The following is a 22,330-nucleotide window of genomic DNA, read 5'->3' as shown; positions in this document are numbered from 1 at the left end:
CCGATGCTCACACCGTTTGACGACTACCCCATCCACTCGTCGGCCGAACCGGTCGCGACACCGGTCAGTGCCGATCCCAATCACTATGACCGCTACTGGTTCAACGGTCACCAGCGCGACGGCGACTTCTATTTCGGCGCGGCGATGGGCCACTACCCGGTCCGCGGGGTCATCGACGCCGCCTTCAGCCTCGTCAAAGACGGTGTGGAGCACTCGGTGTTCGCCTCCGGGGCGATGCCACTGGACCGGTCGGCGACTATCGGGCCGTTCCGCATCGAGGTGATCGAACCGCTTCGCACCATCCGGTACATCGTCGACTCGAACGAACACAACATCTCCTGCGACCTGACCTTCCGGGCGACCACCGTGGCGATCGAGGAACCCCGGCAAACGCGCCGGACAGCCGAAGGCATCGTGCTGACCGACCACACCCGCCTCACACAATGGGGTACCTGGGAGGGAACGATCAGCGTCGACGGCGAGGACACCGCTGTCGAGGCCGGCTCTGTGCCCGGAACTCGTGACCGGTCATGGGGTGTCCGGCCTGTCGGCGAGCAGGTGCCTGTCCTCCGCCAGCCGATGCCGTTTCAGGTGTTCTGGCTTTGGGCACCTTTGCATTTCGGAGATCGGTTCACCCACTACGCCTTCCACGAGCATGAGGATGGACGGCGATGGTTGCAGACCGCGCAGGTCCTCGATCCGCTGCCGGTGGGCGTCTCCCCGTGCAGCCGGGTCGGAGTGCGCGAGTGCTATGACATCGGCTACGAACTCGACTGGGAACCCGGTCGACGCGAAATCCGGCGGGCGCACCTGTGGTTCACCGATCCGGTCGAAGGCGAGACGCACATCGAGGTGGAGAAACTCTTCACCTTCCGCATGCGTGGGATCGGCTACTGGCATCCGCACTGGGGCCACGGTTCCAACCACGGACAATTCGAGATCGGCCGGGAGTCCATATGTCTCGACGATTTCGACCCGACCGACTTCGCCTCGATTCACCTACAGAACGTCGTCAAGGCCACGATGGGTGAGCGCACCGGCATCGGTGTCGTCGAGCAGATCGCCATCGGACCGCACTCACCGTCAGGGCTCACCGGATTCATCGACGGCTACCAGCCCTGACGCCTCTAGTCCATCTTTGTCGCCAGCTTCAGCCGGTCCATACCGGTCGGTTCGTCGAATTCGCCGAAGCGGAACGTGACCGACTCGAGGCTGCCGGTGAACGGGAACGGGGCGCGGTCGGCATAATCGTCGCAAACCGGTGAGACGCAGTCCATCCCGACATCGAAACACTCAGTGCCACAGCGCTGCGGGACCTGCCGGGCGATGCGAGCCTGGGCCACCTGATGGTCGTCGACGGACACGGTGACGGTAGCCGGACTACCCGGCTGCTTGGCGTCGGGCTGGAAATCTACGACGATGGTGTGCTCGCCGGGAGTGAGGGGCTGCTCGGCGACAGCGTCGTAGCGTTCCAGGCCGAAGTAGTTGTAGTGATAGCGGACCTTGCCCTCCCAGAGGAACAGGGCGAACCCGGCGGCGTCGCCACCGAGTGCCGCGAGGACGCCTTCGGCGCCGCCGTCGGGGATCGTGACAGGGACGGTGATGGTGTGCGGGACCCCGATCATCTTCGGCGCCGACCCCTCCGGCAGTCGTACCATGCCCGGGTGGAAGGTCACTTCCTTTCGCCCGGCGAAGAAGCTGGGCCGCAACGTCACATCGAGGCGTTCGGCGAAGCGGTCATCGATGGGCAACACGTTGTACTTGGCCGCCTCGGCCAGGAACATGTCCTGAAGCTCAGCCAGTTTCACGGGTTCACGTTCGGCCAGATCCACCGATTCGCTGTAATCCTCGGCGATGTTGTAGAGCTCCCACTTGTCGTCGTCGTAGGAGAACGTGCCGGAGGTCTCCCAGGGCAGGCGGCCATGACGGCAGCACGCGATCCACCCGTCGTGGTACATCGCGCGATTGCCCATCATCTCGAAATACTGCTTGTCGTGGGTACTTTCGTGATCGGCATCGCCGAAGGAGTAGGCGAAACTGACGCCCTCGATCGGTCGCTGGATATACCCGTTGACCTCGACCGGCTCCCGCACCCCGACGACCTCCAAAAGCGTTGGCAGGACATCGATGACATGGTGGAACTGGCTGCGTACCGCGCCGTGATCCGATATCCGTTCCGGCCAGGACACGATCATGCCGTTGCGGGTGCCGCCGAAGTGCGAGGCGACCTGTTTGGTCCACTGGAACGGCGTGTCGCCGGCGTGCGCCCACCCCACCGCATAGTGGGGTGATGTGCCGGGCATCCCCCAGCGGTCCATGAACCGCATCGATTCTTCGATGGTCGGCTGCTGACCGTTGAGACTCATCAACTCGTTCGGGGTGCCGATCAGCGAGCCTTCTCCGGACGAACCGTTGTCGCCGAGGATGTAGATCACGATCGTGTTGTCGAGTTGCCCGAGCCGCTCGATCGCGTCGACGACGCGTCCCACTTCGAAGTCGGAGTGCTCGAGGAAATCGGCGAAGTTCTCGGCCTGGCGGGCGAACAAGGCTCGATGTTCGACGGGCTGGCTCTCCCAAGACGGAATCTGCTCGGGTCGTTCGGTCAGCTGCGTGCCGGCCGGGATGATTCCCATGTCGAGCTGATTCTGATGGACTGCCTTGCGGTATTCGTCCCAGCCCATGTCGAAGCGGCCCTTGTTGCGACCACGCCAGTCCAACGGCGGCTGGTGCGGAGCGTGCGCGGCACCCGTCGAGAAGTACCCGAAGAAGGGCCGGTCAGGTGCGATCGCCTTCTGCATCTGGATCCACGCGATCGCATCGTCGGCAAGATCACGCTGCAACTGATAGCCGTCTTCGGGACGCTTCGGAGGTTCCACCGGCGTGGTGTTGCGAATCAGCGACGGGTAGAACTGGTCGGTCTCTCCTGCGATGAATCCGTAGAAGTAGTCGAAGCCCTGATTCGTCGGCCAGTTGTCGAAAGGGCCGGCAGGGCTGGTCTGGTTGTCGGGCACGTTGTGGTTCTTGCCCCACCATGCGCAGGTGTACCCGGCCTGTTTGAGCAACTCACCCATGGTGGCGCAGCTCTTGGGGATGATTCCGCAGTAGCCCGGGTACCCGGTCGCCATCTCCTGAATGACGCCGGTGGCCACCGAATGGTGGTTGCGGCCGGTGAGCAGGGCCGCGCGGGTCGGCGAGCACAGCGCTGTGGTGTGGAACTGGTTGTAGAACAAGCCGCGTTTGTGCAGGCGTTCGGCCGTGGGCATCCGCACCAGACCGCCGTTCACGCTGGGCCAGCCGAAGCCGACGTCATCGAGGAGGACGAGCAAAATGTTGGGTGCGCCGTCCGGAGCCTGGCGTACCGGCGGGAAGTCAGGTTTGGAGTCCTGGGCGTAGAGGTTGACCTTCGCGTCTGGAAACGTCCACTCCGGTTCGGGCAGGTGATAGCGGTCCAGGTGCAGCGGGAATTCCGAATCACTGTCAGCGGGCATGCTCGCAATTGTTCAGCTATTGAACCGAACTCGCTGGGCATTGCGACAAACTCTCAGTGGACTCACCCGACGACAGCACACCGATGTCGAAGCCGTCTGAGTTCGAGCGCCACATCTTGGAAACGCGTCTTGCTGAGTGGCCGGCAGGGCTATTCGAATCGCGGGTCCGTTACCTCGTCGACGAGTTCATTGGTCTCGAGGTCGAGGCGCTGCAAGCGGGATACATGATCGGCGCCGGATGTCACCTTCATGACCAGGTCTGCCGGGTCCAGACCACGCGACTTCAGGTTGGCGATCGCCGTTTCGACGGCTTCTTGCTCGCTGATGTCACGGCCGCCGGCGTAGACCTTGGCGGTGTGCGCGAATGCGGTTGTTCCATTCACGGGACGGTGAAACGAGACTCGTCGGACACTGATGGCTTCCTGTGGCGGCCCGGTGAAAGTGCCAGTTGTATCGAACTGATTGACGACCGACACCGAAGCGCCGTTGTCGGTCAGGAGTTCAAAGTTCAACTCCGTCACACCGGCTGCGACCAGGGAAGGTCCGTTCACGGTGACGGTCGATCCACCGACAACAGCCGTGCGAATGAACCCGTAGCTCCGAAATATCGGCTTGGGCGGTAGATCCACGTTGAACTCCATGTGCAACGCAAGGTTCGATTGAGTCACGACGGAGCGCGCGGCATGGGAGTAGTGGGCGGTGGCCGAATGGCCCCACGTTTGAACGGTATCCGTCAGAACGATCATGTCCGCATCCCTTCTGCTGCCCGACGTCCACAAGCGTATGGACCGGCAGCACAGCCGGCATGAGTAATCCGCTACCTGTTCTGCGACACCCGGTCATCGAGCCTGTTCACGTGGTCCCCGAGCCGCGGCGTACCGCTGGGCCGATACCAAACCGCAACCTCTACAAGGAATTACAGAATTGGAATTATGTTGCGACTGGGACTCACGTGACTATTGTGATGTAGGGTACGTACGTACGTAGTTACTACGTAGATATTGAGGGGTCCGATACCGGATCGGCCGCGGCTGACCCAGGGCGGAAAGGAACTGCGGGACCATGCCTTCCAATCCGCGCTCGGATCAGATCTCCTGGGAACGTCGAACACTTTTGCGCACAGGGGTTTTGGCTGCAGCCTCGCTGGCATTGATGGGAGCGCCGATCGCCCACGCCGAACCCAACGCCGGCCAGTGGGATCCCACTCTGCCCAACCTGCTCAGCGCGGGTGCGCCCGGTGATCCGGTGGCCGTCGCCAATGCGTCGTTGCAGGCAAGCGCTTTTGCGGCACAGACAACCTTTGACATGGGGCGAAAGTTCCTCGGCAGCTTGGGTCTTGTGCCGATCGACGACAGCGGCGCCGCTCCCGTACTCCGCGGCAACCGCGTTTACGGCAGACAGGCGGTCGAGTACGTCATCCGGCGGGCCGGCACTCAAATCGGGGTCCCGTATTCCTGGGGAGGTGGCAGCTTGACCGGACCCAGTCGAGGGGTGGATTCTGGCGCCGGCACCGTTGGCTTCGACTGTTCCGGACTGACCCGTTACGCGTTCGCCGGTGTCGGCGTGCTGCTCCCCCGCTATTCGGGCGATCAATACACCGCGGGACGCCAACTCCCGCCGTCCCAGGCCAAGCGGGGCGACCTCCTGTTCTGGGGGCCCGGCGGTGGACAACACGAGGCGCTCTACCTGGGCAACGGTCAAATGATCGAGGCCCAGCAGACGGGTGTCCCGGTCAAGATCTCGCCCGTCCGCAAATCGGGGATGACGCCCAATGTCACCCGGATAATTGAATACTGACGGGATAATCGCCAGGTGAGCATGACCGGTCGACGTGTCCCGTTGTGGCTACTGGCGTGTGCACTCATCTTGGGCGTCGTCGCTGTGATCGCCGTGAGAACACATGGCTTTGGTCTCGTGGACACGACGGAGCGCGAGGCTCAGGATCGTTGCGAGACCGATGTGCGCGGCAAGCTGGTGACGCCCGCGACCGCACAGCTCACCGACGTGGAGTCGAAGCTCGGTGACCTTGAGCCCGACAGCCGGGACTTGTTCCCGTTGACCACCGATGAACCGCTCAAGGGCGTCGAGCACTCACGTATCACCGTATGGAACGTGTCGGGAACGGTCGACGCCCAGACCGAATCCGGCAGCACGATTCACGACCCGTTCGTCTGCCGGGCATACTTCGTCGACGGCAACCTGGCGGACACCCTCGTTGTATTCGAGCGGGAGCACTGACCTCAACGGCAGAGCAGGCCCGACACCCCCAGCACGAAGGTCGCCACCGGAGCCAGCGCGATCACGGTGGTAGCGCCGAACAAACCGGCACCCGCACCGACCCGCATCCACGGCGCAGGTGGAAGGGCAAGGCGCTCAGCACGGTTCAGCAATGCCACATCGGCGGCACCGAGCGCCTGGGCCGGCGTGGCCCCGGCCAGGGCCATCAGACCAGCGAGGAGCGAGTGCTGTCCATGGCGGCGCACGGCGGCGTCGTCGGCACACATCTCCAGCAGCCGACCGACATCGGTGGCCGCCCGGGTCATGAGCCTCACCCGGGGGAAAACCATTGCCAGCCCGCGCAAAGACGTCACGATCTTGAGGTGATGCCCATCCAGGTGCGCCCGTTCGTGCGCGAGGACCGCCTGCAATTCATCGCCACCGAGCGCGGCAATGGCACCGGTGGTGACCACGATCGCGGGTGGCGCCCCCGCGACGCAGTATGCGGTGCGCTCGTCGGTGTCGACGATGAAGACGTCGCGTTGGGCCGTCGGACGTCCCACCATCCTCACCGCCTGTGCGTGCTTGTGAGCGCGGGACTGCAGCCGGCTGATGGTCCGTGCCGCTTTCATCCCGGCGGCGACCACCGCCACGGCCAGCGCGGCTGCGACGACGATCATCGTCGCCTGCGCTGCCAGGCCCGCACGCCCAGACGCGATGTCACAGAGGAACTGCACACACGACGCCAACAAGGACTGCCGCTGCCCGCCGTGGAGGGCCACATCGAGGATGACCAGTATCGGAATGGCGATCCAGGTCGCCAGGACGCTGACCACGGACGTCAACCACGCCGCCACGCCAAATCTGGGAGCCGAGCCACCGCGGGTGAGAGCGCTGAGCAGTGTCGGAGCCAGCGCCACCATCACCACGCTGTAGATCAGCAGCCCCGCGGCGACATTCACCGCTTCTTCGCCCTTCCGGAGCGCCGGGCCAGCGTACGCAGCGCGGCACGCAACCGGTCGGAATCCTGTGGGTCCATCTGCTCGAGGAAGTAGCTGAGCACCAGATCGGAACGACCGCCACCGTCGAGCGCCTCGCGCATCAACTGGGCGGTGTGCTGCTCGCGGTTCAACGTCGGCCAGTATCGATAGGCCCGCCCGTCGCGGTCGCGTTCCAGCCAGCCCTTCGTATGCAGGTTGTCCATCGTCGACATGACTGTGGTGTAAGCGATCCGGCGTTCCTCGGCGATTTCGTCGAACACCTCGCGGACCGTGACGGCCGCATCTCCGCGATTCCAGATGCGATCCATGATGTCGGCTTCGAGTTCGCCGAATCCTCGTACGCGCACTGCACCCCTCCACGATCGGTGGTGTGAGCGTACCTCGCGTTGGGGCTCAGGATGGGCCTCGACGCGGGCTCGGTATCTACTACTTAGGCTAGTACGTAGTACTCCCCCGCTACATCGTCCGTCAGCCGGCGTAAGCGACGGTCGTCATCATGCCGCCCTCCTGGTGATATGTGTTGTGGCAGTGCAGCATCCATGTTCCTGGATTGTCAGCGGCGAATATCACCCGCCGTCGCTGCATCGGCAGCACGATGAGCGTGTCCTTGCGGGCACCCGGGCGGCCGTCGTCACCCAGAACCTGAAAAGTGTGCCCATGCAGATGCATCGGATGCCACATCATCGACGAGTTCCGGAAAGTCATTGCTACGCGCTGTCCTTCGCGCACGGTCAGCGGCTGAGCCTTCGTGAACGTGCGGCCATTGATCGCCCAGTCATAGCTCGCCATCGAGCCGCCCAGTTCGACCGGCAGCTCGGTGTCAGCAGGCGTGGAGTCGAAGGTGGCCTCCGGCGGTGCGGTGAACGAACTGACCGTGCCGAGTCGACCCCGCAGTTCCGGTGGCACGAAATCGGGCGCCGGAGGCGAGCCGCCCGCGGTCACCAACAGCGCGCGCGTCGACGCGTCCTTCCCCTCGGCAGCCGCGACCAGCGGGAATACCCCGTCACGCGCGGTGACCACCACGTCATAGCGCTCACCCATCCCGATCAGCACCGCGTCCACGTCTGTGGGAACCACCGGGAACCCATCGGTATGGGTGACCGTCATCCGGTGCCCGGCCAGCGCGACCCGGAACGCGGTGTCGGAGCCGGCGTTGATCAACCGGATCCGCACCCGCTGACCAGGACGTACCCGCAAGCTGCTGGGGTTCTGGGCATCGCGGCCGTTGACCACGTACAACGGGTAGTCGACGTCACCGCCGTCGCTTCCCAGCGGTGAACTGTCGCGGCCTCCCATCGAGCCCATCCCGCCGTCGCCGTGCATGCCCGGCATGTCACCCATCCCGGGCATGCCGTGCCCGTCGCCCGACGGCATGCGCAGCCGGTCATAGATCTGAGCAGGGCTCGGACCGACGCCATCGGTCCAATCGTCGAGCATCACCACCCATTCGGCGTCGTAGCGGCCCGGGTCGTTCGGGTCGTCCACGATCACCGGGAAGTACAGGCCGGTGTCCGCGTCCAGCCCGGTGTGCGGATGGGCCCAGTACGTTCCCGGGTGGGGCACCGAGAACCGGTAGGTGAAGTCGCGGCCGTCGGCGATGTCACGGGTCGCCGGCGATGCACCGTCCATGTCGTTCCGTAGCGCAAGGCCGTGCCAGTGCACCGAGGTCGCATGGCCGAGCCTGTTGCGGACTGTGACCTCCAGTTCATCACCGACCGATGCCCGCAGCAGTGGCCCGGGGACGATGTCGTTGTAGGCGATCGTGTCGGCGATCCTGCCGCCGAGGTCCACCTGCGCGCGCTGGGCGGTCAAGGTGGTCGAAACCGTCCTGCCGCTGTGCGGGCGACGGGCTTCGGCCGCGGCGATCGCATCGCGGGCACCCGCACCGGTCGACGGGGCGCTGGTGTCGCGCTGACACCCTGCGACAGCTGTGGCGCCCAGCGCAGCAGATGCCACAAGGAATCCCCGGCGACCGAGTCGTGGCAGGTTGGCAATGTCTGGCATGCCCTCCACCCTGGGCACGGAGTTCAGTGAATCGGTATGAGTTTTGTGAAGGTTCGTTGAAGAAACCCGTCCATCTCACCTGTGGTCCGGGAACCGGAACTCATATCGAACGCACAACAAGCTATGCAGTGTCCACGTATGAGATAACTACGTACGGTCAGATCCAGCAGGTCAGAGCAATGACAGTTACGCACAGTGCTATTCGGATTCGTCACAAAGAGTCCGACGGCACGCAGTCGCTCACCCACTCACGCTATCTACTATCCCCGTACGTAACTAGTAGACTGGGCAACGTCATGCATCCGCCCAACCGGGCGTGATCGTCAAGGACACACCGTCGATGGAGGCCTAGTGCAGCACCGCACCAGACACCTGTGGATCCCCGCGATCGCGGCAACCGTCATGGTCGCCGCGTCAACGGTCGCCGCCACCACCGCGCTGGCAGAGCCCGCGGGTCCGCCGCAGCCCGTCGAACCGGCACCACAACTCGACCCGGCGCCGATGCCCTGGCTCAACCCGTTCGGCGCGGCGGCGAACGTCGCCACCCCGCCCGGGCAGAACCCCGTGCCGTTCAGCGGCGAACCGCCGTTTCTACCGCCCGCGTTCAATCCTGCCAACGGGTCGACGGTCGGTGTCGCCAAGCCGATCTCCATCACGTTCCAGCGGCCGATCGCCGACCGTCAGATGGCCGAGGACGCGATCCGCATCTCCTCCAACCCTCCGGTGCCCGGCAAGTTCTACTGGATGAGCGACAGTCAAGTACGTTGGCGGCCAATCGATTTCTGGCCGTCCGGCACCGTCGTGAACATCGACGCCGCAGGCACGAAGTCCAGCTTCCAGGTCGGCGATTCGTTGGTGGCGACCATTGACAACAACACCCATCAGATGCAGATCCACCGAAACGGCGCGCTGGAGAAGACCTTCCCCGTCTCCCTGGGGAAGCCGGGCTATGAAACCCCCAACGGCACGTATTACGTGCTCGAGAAGTTTGCCGACATCATCATGGACTCGTCTACCTACGGGGTTCCGGTGAACTCGGCCGAAGGCTACAAGCTCAAGGTCCAGAACGCGGTCCGCCTCAGCAACACGGGCATTTTCGCGCACAGCGCGCCATGGTCGGTCGGCGCTCAGGGCAAGCGCAATGTCAGCCACGGCTGCCCCAACCTCAGCCCTGCGAACGCGCAATGGTTCTTCGACCACTTCGGCGCGGGCGACCCTGTCGTCGTCAAGAACTCCGTCGGCCTCTACAACCAGCCGGATGGTGCGCAAGACTGGCAGATCTGATCCGGCTGCCGACCCCCGGGGCGGCCGCCCCTCATCGGGTGGCCGAACTCGGATGGTGCACGAACCTGGAGGCTCGGCGTTCGATGCGATGAAGACGCCCGCGGGTTCGAACCGGCGCACCCGCCAGATGCATCGGATCGGCATAGAACACCTTCTTGGTGACCTCGACCAAGACCAGGTAGCCCACCGTCAGTAGCACCAGTGCGATAAAGAACTGCCACGGCAACGGTGCGAAACCGAGGCGAGACGCCAAGGGCGACAAGGTCAGCGCGATCCCGATCGCGATCGCACCGAAGGTGGTCGCGACCAGCGGACCGCTCGGCACGCTGCGGAAGAACGGAATACGCCGGGTCCGGATCACGAAGATGATCAGGGTCTGGGTGGCCAATGACTCCACGAACCACCCGGTGCGAAACTCGGCGGGCGCCGCGTGCAGCACGCCGAGCATCAATCCGAAGGTCAGGAAGTCGAACAACGAACTGATCGGACCGAACGTCAGCATGAACCGCCTGATGAACGCGATGTTCCAGTGTGACGGCGCGTGCAGTTGCTCCGGATCGGCGCGGTCGGTGGGGATGGCCAGCTGGGAGCTGTCGTAGAGCAGGTTGTTCAGCAGGATCTGCCCGGGCAGCATCGGGAGGAACGGCAGCACCGCGGACGCCGCGGCGGCGCTGAACATGTTGCCGAAATTGCTTGATGTACCCATCAATACGTACTTGATCGTGTTGGCGAAGATGCGTCGTCCTTCCGACACGCCGTCGGCGAGAACGCCCAGATCCTTCTCCAGGAGCACGACATCGGCGGCGTCCTTGGCGACGTCGGTCGCCGAGTCCACCGAGATGCCGACATCGGCCGCGTGGAGGGCCAGCGCGTCGTTCACACCGTCACCGAGGAAACCGACCGAACGCCCCTGCTTGCGTGCCGAAGCGATCACCCGCGCCTTCTGCTCCGGGCTGACGCGGGCGAAAATGGTTGTCTGGGTGACCATCCGATCGAATTCGGGGTCATCGAGTTTGTCCATCTCGACACCGGTGATCGTGCCTTTCGACACCAAACCGAGTTCGGTACAGACTTTTTCGGCCACCCGCGGATTGTCTCCGGTGGCAACTTTCACGTCGATTTCCAGTTCGCCCAGTTTGGCCAGCGACTCACGCGCTGCCGACTTGGGGTTGTCGGCAAAGGACAGAAACCCGGCCAGGCGGAGGTCGGATTCGTCGGCTGGGGTCACGGTCTCGAGTCCGGACGCGGGCTTGACCGCGACTGCGACTACCCGCCGGCCTTCGGCGAACAGTCGATCGAGCGTTTCGTGAGCCGATTCTGGCACCTGGGCGCACCTGGCCAGCACCTGCTCGGGTGCCCCCTTGGTGATCAGTGTCCGCTGATCGCGCCCAGGGTCGTCGACAAGCGTCGTGGTGGACCGTCGCGTGTGGTCGAACGGTAGTACCGCGATCTGGCGGACGCCCGCAGTCAACGCCCCGGCATCCACACCGTCGGTCCGCCACAGTGCCGCGTCCATCTCATTGCCGCTGGCTCCCCCGGTCGCCGGGTCCACATCGGTCGCCAGCAACCCGTCACGCAGGACATCGTCGGAATGGGCACCGGTGGCGTCAACGGCATCGATGAAGCTGATGCGGCCGTCGGTCAGCGTTCCGGTCTTGTCGGTGATCAGGACATCGATGTCACCCAGATCCTCGATGCTCACCAAGCGCTTGACCAGGACCTTGCGTTTGGCCAGTTCCCGCGACCCGGAGGCGAGGCTGCTGCTGACCACGGCCGGCAACAGCTGCGGGGTGATACCGACCGCGATGGCCAGCGCGAACAGTACGGAGTCGATGACCGGCCGGCGCAGCATCACGTTGGCCAGCAGGATGAACACGGTCAGGATCAACGCCACGTAGAGCAGCAGATAGGAGAACTTCCGCAGCCCCGCTTGGAAGTCGGTCTCCGGCGCGCCTTGGCTCAGTCCGACGGCGATCCTGCCGAACTCGGCGTCAGCGCCGGTCGCGTACACGACACCGATGCCGGTGCCCGCGCTGACGATGGTGCCCATGAAGGCGAGATCGGTCGCGTCGGCCAGCGCGGTGTCCATCGCCACCACATCGGCCGACTTCTCGGCGGTCATCGACTCACCGGTCAGAATGCCTTCGTTGCACTCCAGACCGTTGACGTCGAACAGCCGGACATCGGCGGGCACCGCCTCGCCCAGCGTGAGTTGGATGACGTCACCGGGCACCAACTCGGTCACATCAACCTTGATGGCCTTCCCGTCACGGCGGGCGACCGCGGTGTGCTGCACCCGCGAATGCAGGGCCTCGGTGGCCCGCTCTGCCCGGTACTCATTGATGAACCCGAGCCCGATGCTGATGACCAGGATGATTCCGATGATGATCGACTGCGTGGCGTCGCCCAGGAAAGCTGAGGCCACGGCGGTCACGGCCAGCAGGATCAGCACAGCATTGTTCAGTTGCCGCCTGAGCACTGCCCAGGCGCTGACCCGATGCGTGCGGATGACGTTCGGCCCGTGCTGGGACAGACGTGCGGATGCCTCCGCCGACGACAGCCCCTCAGATTGCGTACGCAGCGTCGACATCAGCTCCGACAACGGGGCTGATGCGGCCTGGCCCGCGGTCACCGTATCGATGCTGCCCCCCACAGTTCGTCACCAGTGGATGAGCCGAGCCTAATCCGCCTCGCCGGTTTGCTGCACGGCTTTGACTTGAGTGCAACGCAGCAGGTCAGTGGTCACACCGCCAGGTCGCGTAGCCGACTACTCGTGTGTCTGCCGGGCACGTCGTGCGACGTTGACCGGCAAGCGACTCTGGACGGCCGCGCGCCGGCAGATCACCCGGAAGGAGACAGCCATGGATACCGAATCGTTCACCGGCACTTGGAGCTACCGCAGCTTCGTCGACAACCCCGACCTCGACGTGGACTTCAACGACCTGAGGTTCGGCGCCGGCACATTGACGCTGCACGCTCCGAGCTTGGGCCGGCTGGCCGGAACCCTCGGCGGCAGCGGCTGGCAACTCCAGCTCAAAGGTGCGGCGTCATATGGCAATCCGTTCGCCTGCCGGTTTCAAGGGGTGGGGGAAATCGGGGGCGAAACGTGGGTCTATGACTACGTCGGCTGGTTGACCCCGTGGTGGCCGCACGGAGTCAACCAGGTGCCGGCGATCACCGGATCGGTGATCCGCACCGTGGCGCACTCCAACGGTCAGGCCGAGGCCGGATTCGTTGCGTCCTTCATCGCCGTCCGGTCGTAGGCCGGGGCTCAGAAGTTCCCGTCCAGGAACTCCGCGTACGCCGGCAGATCGAGTTGACCGTGACCCGAGAGGCCGATCACGACCACCTGCTCGCTCGGGTCGTCGGCCACGTGCGCGGCGGCGGCTGCGATGGCGTGAGTGGACTCGGGTGCGGGCACGATGCCCTGGGTTCGCGCGAACAGGACGCCCGCGGAGAACGCATCGTGCTGCCCGACGGCAATGCCCTCGACCAGTCCCAGTTCGACGGTATGACTGAGCGCCGGGGCCATCCCGTGGTAACGCAGGCCACCGGCGTGGATGGGATCCGGAACGAAATCCATTCCGAGCGTGTGCATCTTGAGCAGCGGGGTGAGGCCTGCGACGTCGCCGTGGTCGTAGCGGTACTCCCCCTGCGTGATCGACGGACACGCAGCGGGCTCCGCGGCGATCACCTTCGGGTTCGATCGTCCATGGATCTTCTCGCGCAGGAACGGGAATGCGAGGCCGGCGAGGTTGGAACCACCACCGGCACAGCCGAAGACGACGTCGGCACCATCCGGCTCGACAGCGGCGAGCTGCGCGACGGCCTCCAGACCGATCACGCTCTGATGGAGGACGACGTGGTTGAGCACGCTGCCGAGCGCATAGCGGGTGTCCGCGTTTGGCGGCGGCCACCTCGACCGCCTCACTCACCGCCATCCCGAGACTGCCGGTGGTGTCCGGGTGGGCCGCGAGGATCGCGCGTCCCGACTCGGTGAGATTCGACGGGCTTGAGTGCACGGTGCCGCCGTACGTGCGAATCAGGTGACCGCGGTAGGGCTTCGACTCGTAGGACGCGCGGACCTGCCATACCTCGACCTCGAGGCCGAACTGTGCCCCGGCGAAGGACAGGGCACTACCCCACTGCCCGGCACCTGTCTCGGTGGTCAGCTTCCGGACCCCGTCGATGCTGTTGTAATAGGCCTGTGCCACAGCGGAATTGGTCTTGTGGCTGCCGACCGGGCTGACACCCTCGTACTTGACGTAGATGTGGGCACCGGTGTTGAGCGCCTGCTCGAACCGGCGGGCCCGGATCAGCGGCGCCGGGCGCCACATCGAGTAGATGTCGCGCACGACCTCCGGGATCTCGATGTAGGGCTCGGTGGATACCTCCTGCGCGATCAATCCACTCGGGAAGAGCGCCGCGAGGTCGTCGGGGCCGACCGGTTCCTTGGTTCCCGGGTGCAGATGGGGCGGGATCGGCTGGTCCAGCTCGGCCGCCAGGTTGTACCAGTGCGTCGGCACCCCGACGGAAACCAGATCCGGATGGGCAGCGTCGGCGTGCAGCGTCATGCCGACACTGTAGTCAGGCTGGGTTCGCCGGCCTTCGGCGCTCCGAGCCACCGCCACCAAGCCCAAGTCGCGATCCCGGCGACCGCAAGACCCGCGGGAAGCGCGATCGGCGCCGCAGGCAGGGACACTCCGACGAGGAGCAGCAGTCCGAACCCGATACCGATTCCCAGCAGTACCCGCCGGGCCGGCGTCCAGTCCGAGCCGGTGGTGAATCGGGTCGACAGCAGGATCCCGAGAATCAGCGCAATGGCGTGTCCGATGGCGGTGAAATCGGTCCCCGAGGCGGCCACCACCAGGGCAATCGTCACCCATCCGCCGATCCATGCCGGACGCCACCGCATCGGGATGGCCGCGGTGAGCGTGCCGAGGACGGCGATCGCGCCGTAGCTCAGCCCCACGTCTTTCGCGTGCGCGACAGAGATCGGCAGCCAGCCGAGTTTGATCGCGGTGGCCAACGCCGCGGCCACGATCAGGGTGGCGCCGACATGCCCCAGGGCGAAGGCTTGGATCAATCGCCTGCTGCACCACAGCAGCTCCGCCAACGCCAGCAGGCACACCAGGCCCGGCAACAGGAGGTACGTATATCCCTCGGCGGTGACGAACGCGCTGCCCACGAGCGTTCCCACGTGGCCCTGCCCCAGGTTCTCCAGGTTGGTACTCAGATGGCCGACCACACTGTCCTGCACCCTGGGACCCAGGATCAGCAGCAGGGACGCGATCACGAACAGCGCCGCCGCGTAGACCAGGGTGACTCTGACCCGGATCAGACTGGAGAGAATTCGCGACAACATCCCGATCCAGGATACCGACGTCGCCGTCGGCGAAATCAGCTGATCACGGCGCCGGGCGGTGTGGAGCAAGCTCGAGCGTCACCAACACCGCGGCCGCCGGAAGCAGGTCGACCAGCGGCAGCAGCACGTACCGCTGCTCGGCCATCGCGTCGAACTTGCGGACGTATCGATACAGCGACTCCAGTTTGATGAGCCGATCGCCGGCATGAGCGACGGTACGCAGCGCGGCCACAGGGACCTCGCCACGGCGATCACTGCGGAACAGATCGGGAAACGGTGCAAAGGCCAGCGAGACGCGCTCGCCCCCGTGCGATCGGGCCCAGCCGATCATGTCCACAGTGAGCCGTTCGTCGATCCCATTCGGTGCGCTCAGCCGTCGCCACGGCAGGTCAAGGCTCATCTCGGTCCCGCCACCGGCGGCGACGTAACGCTGAAATGCCTGAATCCGTCCGTCACGGTCCCGCGCGTAGATCAGCCACACGCCGGGATAGCGGCCGGACAAGGTGCCGCCGAGCATCATCGAGAACCCTCGCTCACGACGGACTGCCTTTCCCGACTCGCGCATCACGTCGAGGAGTTCAGCCCGGAGCGCATCGTCCAGACCGGACTCCGCGACCACCTCGGTCGTCACGCCGGCGTTGCGCGTTCGCTGGGCCGCCTGCCGGAGGTTGCGCTTGGACCGACCGGCCAGGTCGAACCCGGTCACCTCGACCACGACGTCACGTCCGATCGGGATGGCCCGCAGGGCGGTGCCGCTCACAGCACGGTCGCGCCACAACATCACCCGCTGTTCGGACGCGCCCAGCACCAGGATGCGCCAGCCCTGCGCTCGACAGAGGCCGCCGAAGGCGGCGACGACCTCCGGGTAACGGGTCGGGTCTCCGATCGGATCACCGCCGGCCACCGCGAACCCGGCCATTGTCCGAAAGGCGAGTGCGGCGGTTCCGTCGGCCGAGAACACGTAACTTTTGCCCGCGGCCATCGCGAACGGCGCCAGCGGATCGCCCCGGGTGCGGTCGACCAGAGATGCCACCGCACGTAACGCATCGGGTTGCGCCGTCGACCCCCGCGGCCTGATCAGCATGGCGGCCGAGAGGACGAGACAGATCCACGCGTCTGCCGGGTGGCCGAGCACCACCGCGAACGTCGCCAGTAACAGGGCCGCCGCGGCGGTGGCACCATGGGCCACGGTCAGCGGGCGTCCGAGGAGCAGACCGTGCAGCAGAATCGTCGCGGCCAACGACACCGCGACCAGCCCCATCAGCGCTGACTCGTGGCCGATCTGGCCCGTGTTGTGATCAAGAACCAGTGCTGCCCCGCTCCCCGCGAGGGTCAGTACCACCACGCCGAGCAGGATTCGCAGCGGCAGCCTGCGCGGCGAATCGGTCCCGGCAGGATCCGTCGTCACGCCGGAACGTGGGCGTGATGCGGGTGCCGGTGACGGAGTCACATCTGCGTTCTTCCCTGTGTTGCCCGGAGCGCACGGATCGTTCGCTCTATTACCCAATATACGAACCGGGCGCGACGCGTGCTCCGGTCAGTCGCTGACGGGCAAACCCAGCTCGGTTCAGGCCGAGTGCGCCCTCGGCCTGAGCACGGCGGCGATGTGACCGACCTCGGAATCAGCCTGCGTAACCGCGCGATTCAGCCGCGTCACGGCCTCGTTCCAGCTCTGGAACTCCGTGTCCCAGCCGAGGCTGCCGAGCCATTCCCGTACATCGCGAACGGTTTCCTGCGGCGCCTGTCCTGACGCTCTGCCACCGACCAGGCCGGCCAGGCCCGTGTACGGCGCGCTGTTCGCATCCACCGAGTACCGACTCACACCGAATCGGCTACCCGGAGCCGACAGCCGGGTGAGATCGGCTACGACGTCACGTCGCGGCCCGGGCGGTAGATAGGCCAATGCCCCTTCGTCGACCCACAGCGTCGGCGAGTCCGCGCGAAACCCGCTCTCGCGCAGCGGCGTCGTCCAGTCCTCACGCAGGTCGGCCGCTATCACATGGCGGCGACAGGTCGGCGCGGCCGCTCGATTGGCAAGTACAGGCTCTTTGAACGCGATCAACTCAGGAAGGTCGATCTCGAAAACACTGACGTCAGAGGGTAATTCCAGCCGAAAGGCCCGGGTGTCCAAACCCGCTCCGAGCATCACGATCTGCTTGATACCGGAATCCACCGCATCGCGGACACGATCATCGACCAGCCGGACGGCCACCGAGCGCCCCTCGTAGAACTGACCGGCGAGCTCTTCCAGCGACGCCCAACGCTGGGCCGAAAACCCGTCGCGCGCAGCGTCGACGAACGACTGCGCCAAGGGATCCAGGTACAGCGCGTCCGGACGTTGGCTCTCGCGCACTCGGATGACGGCCACCCCGATCGCCGTCATCGCGACACCGTCGACCGGCACCGCAGAACTCGATTCCCCCACAACTCCCCCGCAGATGTTGACGTCGCGTCGGACATGTATGTGTCTTGTCTGGAGGCTAGGTGGGCCGCCATCCGACCGTCAAGCGATGCCGCCTTGTCTGCGAGGGCGTTTCAACGACGCACGGCGGTACTGCGGGCAGACCCGGCACGGTGCCGCCGGACGGCATCGCGATTCGCGCAACCGTGACTGCAGTACTTCTGAGTACCCGGTCGGGTGAAGTCGACGAATGCCAGGGCGCATCCGTCGCGGGCGCATCGCCGGATACGGTGCATCCCGCGTTCGGTGAGGAAGTGGGCGGCCGCGGCACTCGTGGCGCCGGCCAGCGTCGCGGCGAAGCCGGCGTCAGCGTCGCGGTAGTGCAGATGCCAGCCACTGCCGTCGTGATTGGTGATCGACGGGCTGGTGGCGAAGCGCGCCAGTAACTGGTTGAGAACCATGACGCGACTCTGTTCGGTGCCGGCGTCGACGACGCCCGTCCAGAGTTCCAGGAAATCCCTCACCTCTCGTACGTCGGCACGCGTGACGCGGCAGTGGATGGGCATGTCGCGAGCCGTCCAGCGCTGTTCCAGGTCGGCCGGTGTGGACGCGGGGCGATTGACCAGGTCGGTCACGTTCCGCAGCAGCGGCTCGATGTAATGGTTTACATGCACAAGACCATTACAGCAGGGTCGGACCATGTCCTTGAGCTCTCCCAGTTCCGCACCGGTTCACGACCCTGCAGCCGAGCAAGACAGGGATTGGCGCCCTTTGGTGACCTGCTGTCTGGCGACCTTCCTGTTGCTCGCGTTCACCACCGTCGTGACGGTCAGCGCCGGGAACATCGCGAGCAGGCTGGGGGCCGGATTCGCAACAGCCCAATGGATTATCGATGGGTACACCCTTGCGCTGGCGGCGCTCGTGATGGCCATGGGAACCCTGGGAGATCGGTGGGGACACCGGCAGCTCTACTTGACCGGCCTGATCGTGTTCGGGGTGGCATCGGCGGGATGCGCGGCGGTCTCGGGCGGTAGCCTCCTGGTGGCGGCGCGCATCCTCCAGGGGGCGAGCGGTGCCGCGATCTTCGGGACCGTCGTTCCCCTGTTGACCCAGCACTACCGTGGCCGGACGCGTGGCATCGCGTTCGCTGTCTGGGGAGCGGTTGCGGGGATCGGCAGCACCACGGGAACGATCGCCGGTGGAGCGGTCACCCAATTCATCTCGTGGCGCTGGTTGTTTCTCGGTGCGCTGCCCATCTGCGTGGTCGCCGTGATCATCGGCAGGCAATCGCTGTCGCGGGAGCGTCCCGTGCGCGCCCGACTCGACGTTGCGGGAATAGCACTCATCACCACCGTGATGACGGGGATCACGTATGCCGTGATCAACGCCGGTGAGTCCGGGTGGACCTCGCCCGGGACCCTGGGGGCCGCTGCGGTGAGCTTCGCCGCGGTTTGCCTTTTCGTCTCGGTCCAACGCCGCGCCGCCCATCCGTTGCTGCCGCCGGACCTGTTCGCGACACGTGGATTCGTCGCCGTCCTCATCGCCGGATTCGCTTACTACTTCGCGGCTTTCGCCGCACTACCGACGCTGTCGTGGTGGTTGCAGTCCAGCCGCGGCATGCAACCCCTGCAAGCCGCCCTGGTCCTGACTCTGCAACTTGCCGCGTTCATTGCGGTGTCGCTGACCTTGAGCGCTCGACTGCACCATGCGCCGCGCAGTTGGGTGCTCGGTGGCGGAACGTTACTCACCGGACTGGCCTGTCTTCCCGGTGCGGCACTGCTGGTGCGCCCAGACTGGACTTCACTGATCGCGATGCTCATCGGGACCGGCATCGGTGCTGCGATCGTGTCCCCGGTGCTGCCCGCCGTTGCGGCGACGTCGGTCCCGCCCGCACGGGCCGGGGTGGCCGCCGCGGCGGCCAACGCCGCTCGCCAATTGGGCCTCACCATCGGCATCGCACTATGCGGAACCATCAGCCACGCAGCGCATGTGGGCGACGGAACGTCGACGTACTCGGTGGTGGCCGCCCTCCTCGCCTGTGGGACGGTTGCGTTGTGCGGCGGCGCGATCAGCACCGTATTGCTTCGCCGCGAACGATCCTGTGTCGCACGATAAGTCAGCCACGCCTTGGCACCGACGTTCTGAGCGAATTCCCGCCTCCGTGACCGCGGGCTCTCCCCGCGGTCACGGAGTTGAGGCCATACGCAACATCCGATCGTGTTCCACGGTGCGGGACTGCCCGGGAACCGGCGGGCCGGCACCCGTAGGTTGGTTGCCATGACCGAGCTGGAACTGAGGGAGATCGAGACATCCGCCGGCGTGTTGCGGTATTACGACACCGGCGACGGACCGGCGCTGCTGTTCCTACACGGCTCGGGGCCAGGAGTGACGGGCTGGCGCAACTTCCGGGGGATCCTGCCCACCTTCGCCCGGCAATTCCGGTGCCTGGTCCTGGAATTCCCGGGGTTCGGTGTCACCGACGACATCGGCGGCCATCCCATGGTCACCGCCCAGGGCGTGGTGGGCCCCTTCGTCGATGCCCTCGACATCGACCGGGTGCACATCGTCGGCAACTCCATGGGCGGCGGGGTGGGAATCAACTTCGCCATCCGCCGGCCGGACCGCATCGGCAAACTCGTCACCATCGGCGGCATCGGAACCAACGTGTTCAGCCCGGGCCCCAGCGAGGGCATCCGGCTCCTGCAGGAGTTCACCGAAGACCCGACCCGTCAGCGCCTGATCGACTGGCTGAACTCGATGGTCTTCGACCCGGCGCTGGTCACCGACGAGCTCATCGAACAGCGGTGGGAGCTGGCGACCGACCCCACGACCCTGGCCGCCGCCAAGCGCATGTACGGCAAGGCGGCGTTCGCCGGGATGATGGCCGCCATGCGGTCGTCGGATGCCCCGATGGCCTGGGCCCAGATGCACAAGGTTGCCGCCCCCACGCTGCTGACCTGGGGCCGCGATGACCGGGTCAGCCCGCTCGACATGGCACTGATCCCCATGCGGACGATCCCGAACGCCGAGCTGCATGTGTTCCCCAACTGCGGACACTGGGCCATGATCGAAGCCAAGGAGGCCTTCGAGCAGACCGTGCTGGGGTTCCTCACCCGCGCCTAGTTTCGAGTGCGCTGAATCCGCCGGCCGATGTCATCGGCCATCTTGTCGGCATCCAAGTCACCGTCGGCCAGGCGTTCCCCCGTGCCGAAATGTGGGTTCATCACCTATCGCCAACCATGAAGATTCACCGTTGAATCTGCGATACAGGTCTGTATATTAGTGGTGTGCGCCAGGCCACACGAGCCGCCGGCCTGGCCTTGCCGCTCCCCCAATGAATAAGGACCGCAATGGATCTGGTCGACCGAATCGCCAAACACCGCCGCATGGCCGAGAGCTACCGCGACAAGTACGTGCTGCGGAAGGTGCAGGAAGGCGAGTCATACGACGAGTGGGAGTTCACCGACGACGCCGTGTACACCTCGCCCTACTTCGTGGCCGGTCAGGAGCTCGTGCTCAAGGACGTGGCCACCTCGTTCGACGTCGCGGCCACCGTCGAGGCCAAGGCTTATTCGGTGGTGTTCCCCGACTGGAAACCCGTCGACCACAAGTTCTGGCCCGCCGAGAACGGCCTTGTCATGCGCTACCGCTGGGAGGGCACGACAGCCGAGGGCGAGACGATGGGCTTCTACTCGATCAGCTTCATCGACACCAACGACGACGGCCAGATCACCCACTGGTCGACCTACGTCAACGACGAGGAATACGGTCCTTTCCTGGAAAAGGCGATCGGCGCCCGCGGGCCATTTCACGGCGACGAGTACATGGAGGCGTTGGCTCGCCACTTCGAAAAGCACAATCTGACCTGGTGAGCGTGGGTCCCCGGCAGGCGGGACCGGTATGGGCGTTGGCACCGTCGGCTGATTCCTGGGAAATGCCTTGGCGCGTAACGAGGGCCGCGTCGGCTTTGACGAGATCCTCAGCCGCTGCACCGATTGGCGGGTTGACCTCGACAGATCCGCCGTCTCGTCCTCATCGTCGGCGCATCGCCGCGACGGTATGCCGGGATGCATCTGAGCGTCGGCTGCCGGCACTCAATATCACTGAGTCCAAGCAGTTTTCATCTTGTTACCGACCGCACAGCGCGTGCCAATCGTCAGCACAGGGCAAACACAACCCGCCGAAATAGCTTTGCTCTCCGTGCGGCACCGTCGTCGCACTGATCAGAAACGGAGTAAAGCAATGCGTTTCAAAAAATCCGTGGGCATATCGGCGATGGCGGCAGGATTAGGCGCGGCCGGGTTGCTGGGGCTGGGTATTGGCACCGCCGCCGCCGACCCGGGCCCTGGTTGCGACCGTCCGGGTGCGCCGCAGTGCGACCGCCACGACGACCGTGGCTTCCGGCCCGACGACTGGCACGGTCGCGGGATCGACGCGGCGCGTCGTGATCATCAACCGTTCGAGTGGAATGGCCAGCGGGTGACCCCGATGCAGGCCGGCGACGGCCACGGTTGGGGCTTCTGGTTCCTCGATCGCTGGATTCCGATGTAACCGAACCGATTTCTGGTGG

General features: G+C 65.3%; 19 protein-coding genes and 1 pseudogene. 9 read left to right on the top strand and 11 right to left on the bottom strand.

The genetic code is table 11. From position 1 onward, the window contains the following. Positions 1-3: 3 nt before the first annotated feature. The gene (locus tag TX88_RS17650) at positions 4-1,122 is read left to right on the top strand and encodes an Rv3169 family protein (protein WP_044518549.1); all 1,119 of its coding nucleotides are present in this window, start codon (positions 4-6) and stop codon (positions 1,120-1,122) included. Between the two features lie 5 nt (positions 1,123-1,127). Here TX88_RS17650 and TX88_RS17645 read toward each other — a convergent pair whose 3' ends face one another. Both TX88_RS17645 and TX88_RS17640 read right to left on the bottom strand, forming a co-directional pair. Next, positions 1,128-3,488 carry an arylsulfatase gene (locus TX88_RS17645; protein WP_044518548.1) on the bottom strand — a complete coding sequence of 787 codons (2,361 nt, stop codon included), beginning with the start codon at positions 3,486-3,488 and terminating at the stop codon, positions 1,128-1,130. 149 nt (positions 3,489-3,637) lie between these two features. Further along, on the bottom strand, positions 3,638-4,234 hold the full coding sequence (locus tag TX88_RS17640; protein WP_162563156.1) for a hypothetical protein: 597 nt from the start codon (positions 4,232-4,234) through the stop codon (positions 3,638-3,640). Positions 4,235-4,640: 406 nt separating this feature from the next. Here TX88_RS17640 and ripB point away from each other — a divergent pair, with 406 nt between their 5' ends. Beyond that, positions 4,641-5,285: an NlpC/P60 family peptidoglycan endopeptidase RipB gene (gene ripB / locus TX88_RS17635; protein ID WP_244438526.1), complete on the top strand. Its 645-nt coding sequence runs from the start codon at positions 4,641-4,643 to the stop codon at positions 5,283-5,285. A gap of 117 nt (positions 5,286-5,402) precedes the next feature. Next, the gene (locus TX88_RS17630) at positions 5,403-5,726 is read left to right on the top strand and encodes a hypothetical protein (protein WP_244438445.1); all 324 of its coding nucleotides are present in this window, start codon (positions 5,403-5,405) and stop codon (positions 5,724-5,726) included. Between the two features lie 2 nt (positions 5,727-5,728). Here the strand turns inward: TX88_RS17630 and TX88_RS17625 are convergent, their stop codons facing one another. The 3 genes from TX88_RS17625 to TX88_RS17615 form a co-directional block, all read right to left on the bottom strand. Then, positions 5,729-6,667 (bottom strand): M56 family metallopeptidase, encoded by a 939-nt coding sequence (locus tag TX88_RS17625; RefSeq protein ID WP_044518544.1) that lies wholly within the window; start codon positions 6,665-6,667, stop codon positions 5,729-5,731. Then, positions 6,664-7,053: a BlaI/MecI/CopY family transcriptional regulator gene (locus tag TX88_RS17620; RefSeq protein ID WP_044518543.1), complete on the bottom strand. Its 390-nt coding sequence runs from the start codon at positions 7,051-7,053 to the stop codon at positions 6,664-6,666. Before TX88_RS17620 ends, TX88_RS17625 begins: the two co-directional genes overlap by 4 nt. Positions 7,054-7,174: 121 nt before the next feature. Continuing rightward, complete coding sequence (locus TX88_RS17615; RefSeq protein WP_044518542.1) at positions 7,175-8,710, bottom strand: multicopper oxidase family protein; 1,536 nt, start codon at positions 8,708-8,710, stop codon at positions 7,175-7,177. Positions 8,711-9,061: 351 nt separating this feature from the next. On the opposite strand from TX88_RS17615, the gene TX88_RS17610 reads away from it, so the two are divergent. Next, positions 9,062-9,994 (top strand): L,D-transpeptidase, encoded by a 933-nt coding sequence (locus TX88_RS17610; protein ID WP_409365867.1) that lies wholly within the window; start codon positions 9,062-9,064, stop codon positions 9,992-9,994. 31 nt (positions 9,995-10,025) lie between these two features. Here TX88_RS17610 and mgtA read toward each other — a convergent pair whose 3' ends face one another. Then, the gene (gene mgtA / locus TX88_RS17605; protein ID WP_084622020.1) at positions 10,026-12,584 is read right to left on the bottom strand and encodes a magnesium-translocating P-type ATPase; all 2,559 of its coding nucleotides are present in this window, start codon (positions 12,582-12,584) and stop codon (positions 10,026-10,028) included. A 271-nt stretch (positions 12,585-12,855) separates the two neighbouring features. Here mgtA and TX88_RS17600 point away from each other — a divergent pair, with 271 nt between their 5' ends. After that, positions 12,856-13,257 (top strand): hypothetical protein, encoded by a 402-nt coding sequence (locus TX88_RS17600; protein WP_044519527.1) that lies wholly within the window; start codon positions 12,856-12,858, stop codon positions 13,255-13,257. 8 nt (positions 13,258-13,265) lie between these two features. Here the strand turns inward: TX88_RS17600 and TX88_RS17595 are convergent. The 5 genes and pseudogenes from TX88_RS17595 to TX88_RS17575 all read right to left on the bottom strand — a co-directional run bounded on the left by TX88_RS17595 (position 13,266) and on the right by TX88_RS17575 (position 18,434). Then, positions 13,266-14,568: pseudogene (locus TX88_RS17595) on the bottom strand (TrpB-like pyridoxal phosphate-dependent enzyme). Next, complete coding sequence (locus tag TX88_RS17590) at positions 14,565-15,359, bottom strand: rhomboid-like protein (protein WP_044519526.1); 795 nt, start codon at positions 15,357-15,359, stop codon at positions 14,565-14,567. The pseudogene TX88_RS17595 and the gene TX88_RS17590 overlap by 4 nt, the downstream one beginning before the upstream one ends. Before the next feature lie 43 nt (positions 15,360-15,402). Continuing rightward, a complete protein-coding gene (locus tag TX88_RS17585; RefSeq protein WP_244438444.1) occupies positions 15,403-16,767 on the bottom strand; it encodes an MprF family protein in 1,365 nt (454 codons plus the stop codon). 159 nt (positions 16,768-16,926) lie between these two features. Next, positions 16,927-17,742 carry an SAM-dependent methyltransferase gene (locus tag TX88_RS17580; protein WP_209446997.1) on the bottom strand — a complete coding sequence of 272 codons (816 nt, stop codon included), beginning with the start codon at positions 17,740-17,742 and terminating at the stop codon, positions 16,927-16,929. 152 nt (positions 17,743-17,894) lie between these two features. Further along, on the bottom strand, positions 17,895-18,434 hold the full coding sequence (locus TX88_RS17575; RefSeq protein WP_044518539.1) for a CGNR zinc finger domain-containing protein: 540 nt from the start codon (positions 18,432-18,434) through the stop codon (positions 17,895-17,897). A 100-nt stretch (positions 18,435-18,534) separates the two neighbouring features. On the opposite strand from TX88_RS17575, the gene TX88_RS17570 reads away from it, so the two are divergent. The 4 genes from TX88_RS17570 to TX88_RS17555 all read left to right on the top strand — a co-directional run bounded on the left by TX88_RS17570 (position 18,535) and on the right by TX88_RS17555 (position 22,311). Continuing rightward, positions 18,535-19,875 (top strand): MFS transporter, encoded by a 1,341-nt coding sequence (locus TX88_RS17570; RefSeq protein ID WP_049925034.1) that lies wholly within the window; start codon positions 18,535-18,537, stop codon positions 19,873-19,875. Between the two features lie 162 nt (positions 19,876-20,037). After that, a complete protein-coding gene (locus tag TX88_RS17565; protein WP_044518537.1) occupies positions 20,038-20,883 on the top strand; it encodes an alpha/beta fold hydrolase in 846 nt (281 codons plus the stop codon). Positions 20,884-21,110: 227 nt separating this feature from the next. Further along, positions 21,111-21,632: a nuclear transport factor 2-like protein gene (locus tag TX88_RS17560; protein WP_044518536.1), complete on the top strand. Its 522-nt coding sequence runs from the start codon at positions 21,111-21,113 to the stop codon at positions 21,630-21,632. A gap of 370 nt (positions 21,633-22,002) precedes the next feature. After that, the gene (locus TX88_RS17555; protein ID WP_044518535.1) at positions 22,003-22,311 is read left to right on the top strand and encodes a hypothetical protein; all 309 of its coding nucleotides are present in this window, start codon (positions 22,003-22,005) and stop codon (positions 22,309-22,311) included. Positions 22,312-22,330: the final 19 nt, after the last annotated feature.

The organism is Mycolicibacterium septicum DSM 44393, assembly GCF_000455325.1.
Classification (GTDB): Bacteria; Actinomycetota; Actinomycetes; order Mycobacteriales; family Mycobacteriaceae; genus Mycobacterium; species Mycobacterium septicum.
The sequence above is the reverse complement of the archived record's forward strand: the minus strand, read 5'-3'. Positions and strand labels throughout refer to the sequence as shown.

Excerpts from the sequence above, each read along its gene's own strand:
- TX88_RS17650 (WP_044518549.1), top strand. The coding sequence starts at position 4 with ATGCTCACACCGTTTGACGACTACCCCATCCACTCGTCGGCCGAACCG.
- TX88_RS17645 (WP_044518548.1), bottom strand. The coding sequence starts at position 3,488 with ATGCCCGCTGACAGTGATTCGGAATTCCCGCTGCACCTGGACCGCTAT.
- TX88_RS17640 (WP_162563156.1), bottom strand. The coding sequence starts at position 4,234 with ATGATCGTTCTGACGGATACCGTTCAAACGTGGGGCCATTCGGCCACC.
- ripB (WP_244438526.1), top strand. The coding sequence starts at position 4,641 with ATGGGAGCGCCGATCGCCCACGCCGAACCCAACGCCGGCCAGTGGGAT.
- TX88_RS17615 (WP_044518542.1), bottom strand. The coding sequence starts at position 8,710 with ATGCCAGACATTGCCAACCTGCCACGACTCGGTCGCCGGGGATTCCTT.
- mgtA (WP_084622020.1), bottom strand. The coding sequence starts at position 12,584 with ATGTCGACGCTGCGTACGCAATCTGAGGGGCTGTCGTCGGCGGAGGCA.
- TX88_RS17600 (WP_044519527.1), top strand. The coding sequence starts at position 12,856 with ATGGATACCGAATCGTTCACCGGCACTTGGAGCTACCGCAGCTTCGTC.
- TX88_RS17590 (WP_044519526.1), bottom strand. The coding sequence starts at position 15,359 with ATGTTGTCGCGAATTCTCTCCAGTCTGATCCGGGTCAGAGTCACCCTG.
- TX88_RS17580 (WP_209446997.1), bottom strand. The coding sequence starts at position 17,742 with ATGACGGCGATCGGGGTGGCCGTCATCCGAGTGCGCGAGAGCCAACGT.
- TX88_RS17565 (WP_044518537.1), top strand. The coding sequence starts at position 20,038 with ATGACCGAGCTGGAACTGAGGGAGATCGAGACATCCGCCGGCGTGTTG.
- TX88_RS17560 (WP_044518536.1), top strand. The coding sequence starts at position 21,111 with ATGGATCTGGTCGACCGAATCGCCAAACACCGCCGCATGGCCGAGAGC.
- TX88_RS17555 (WP_044518535.1), top strand. The coding sequence starts at position 22,003 with ATGCGTTTCAAAAAATCCGTGGGCATATCGGCGATGGCGGCAGGATTA.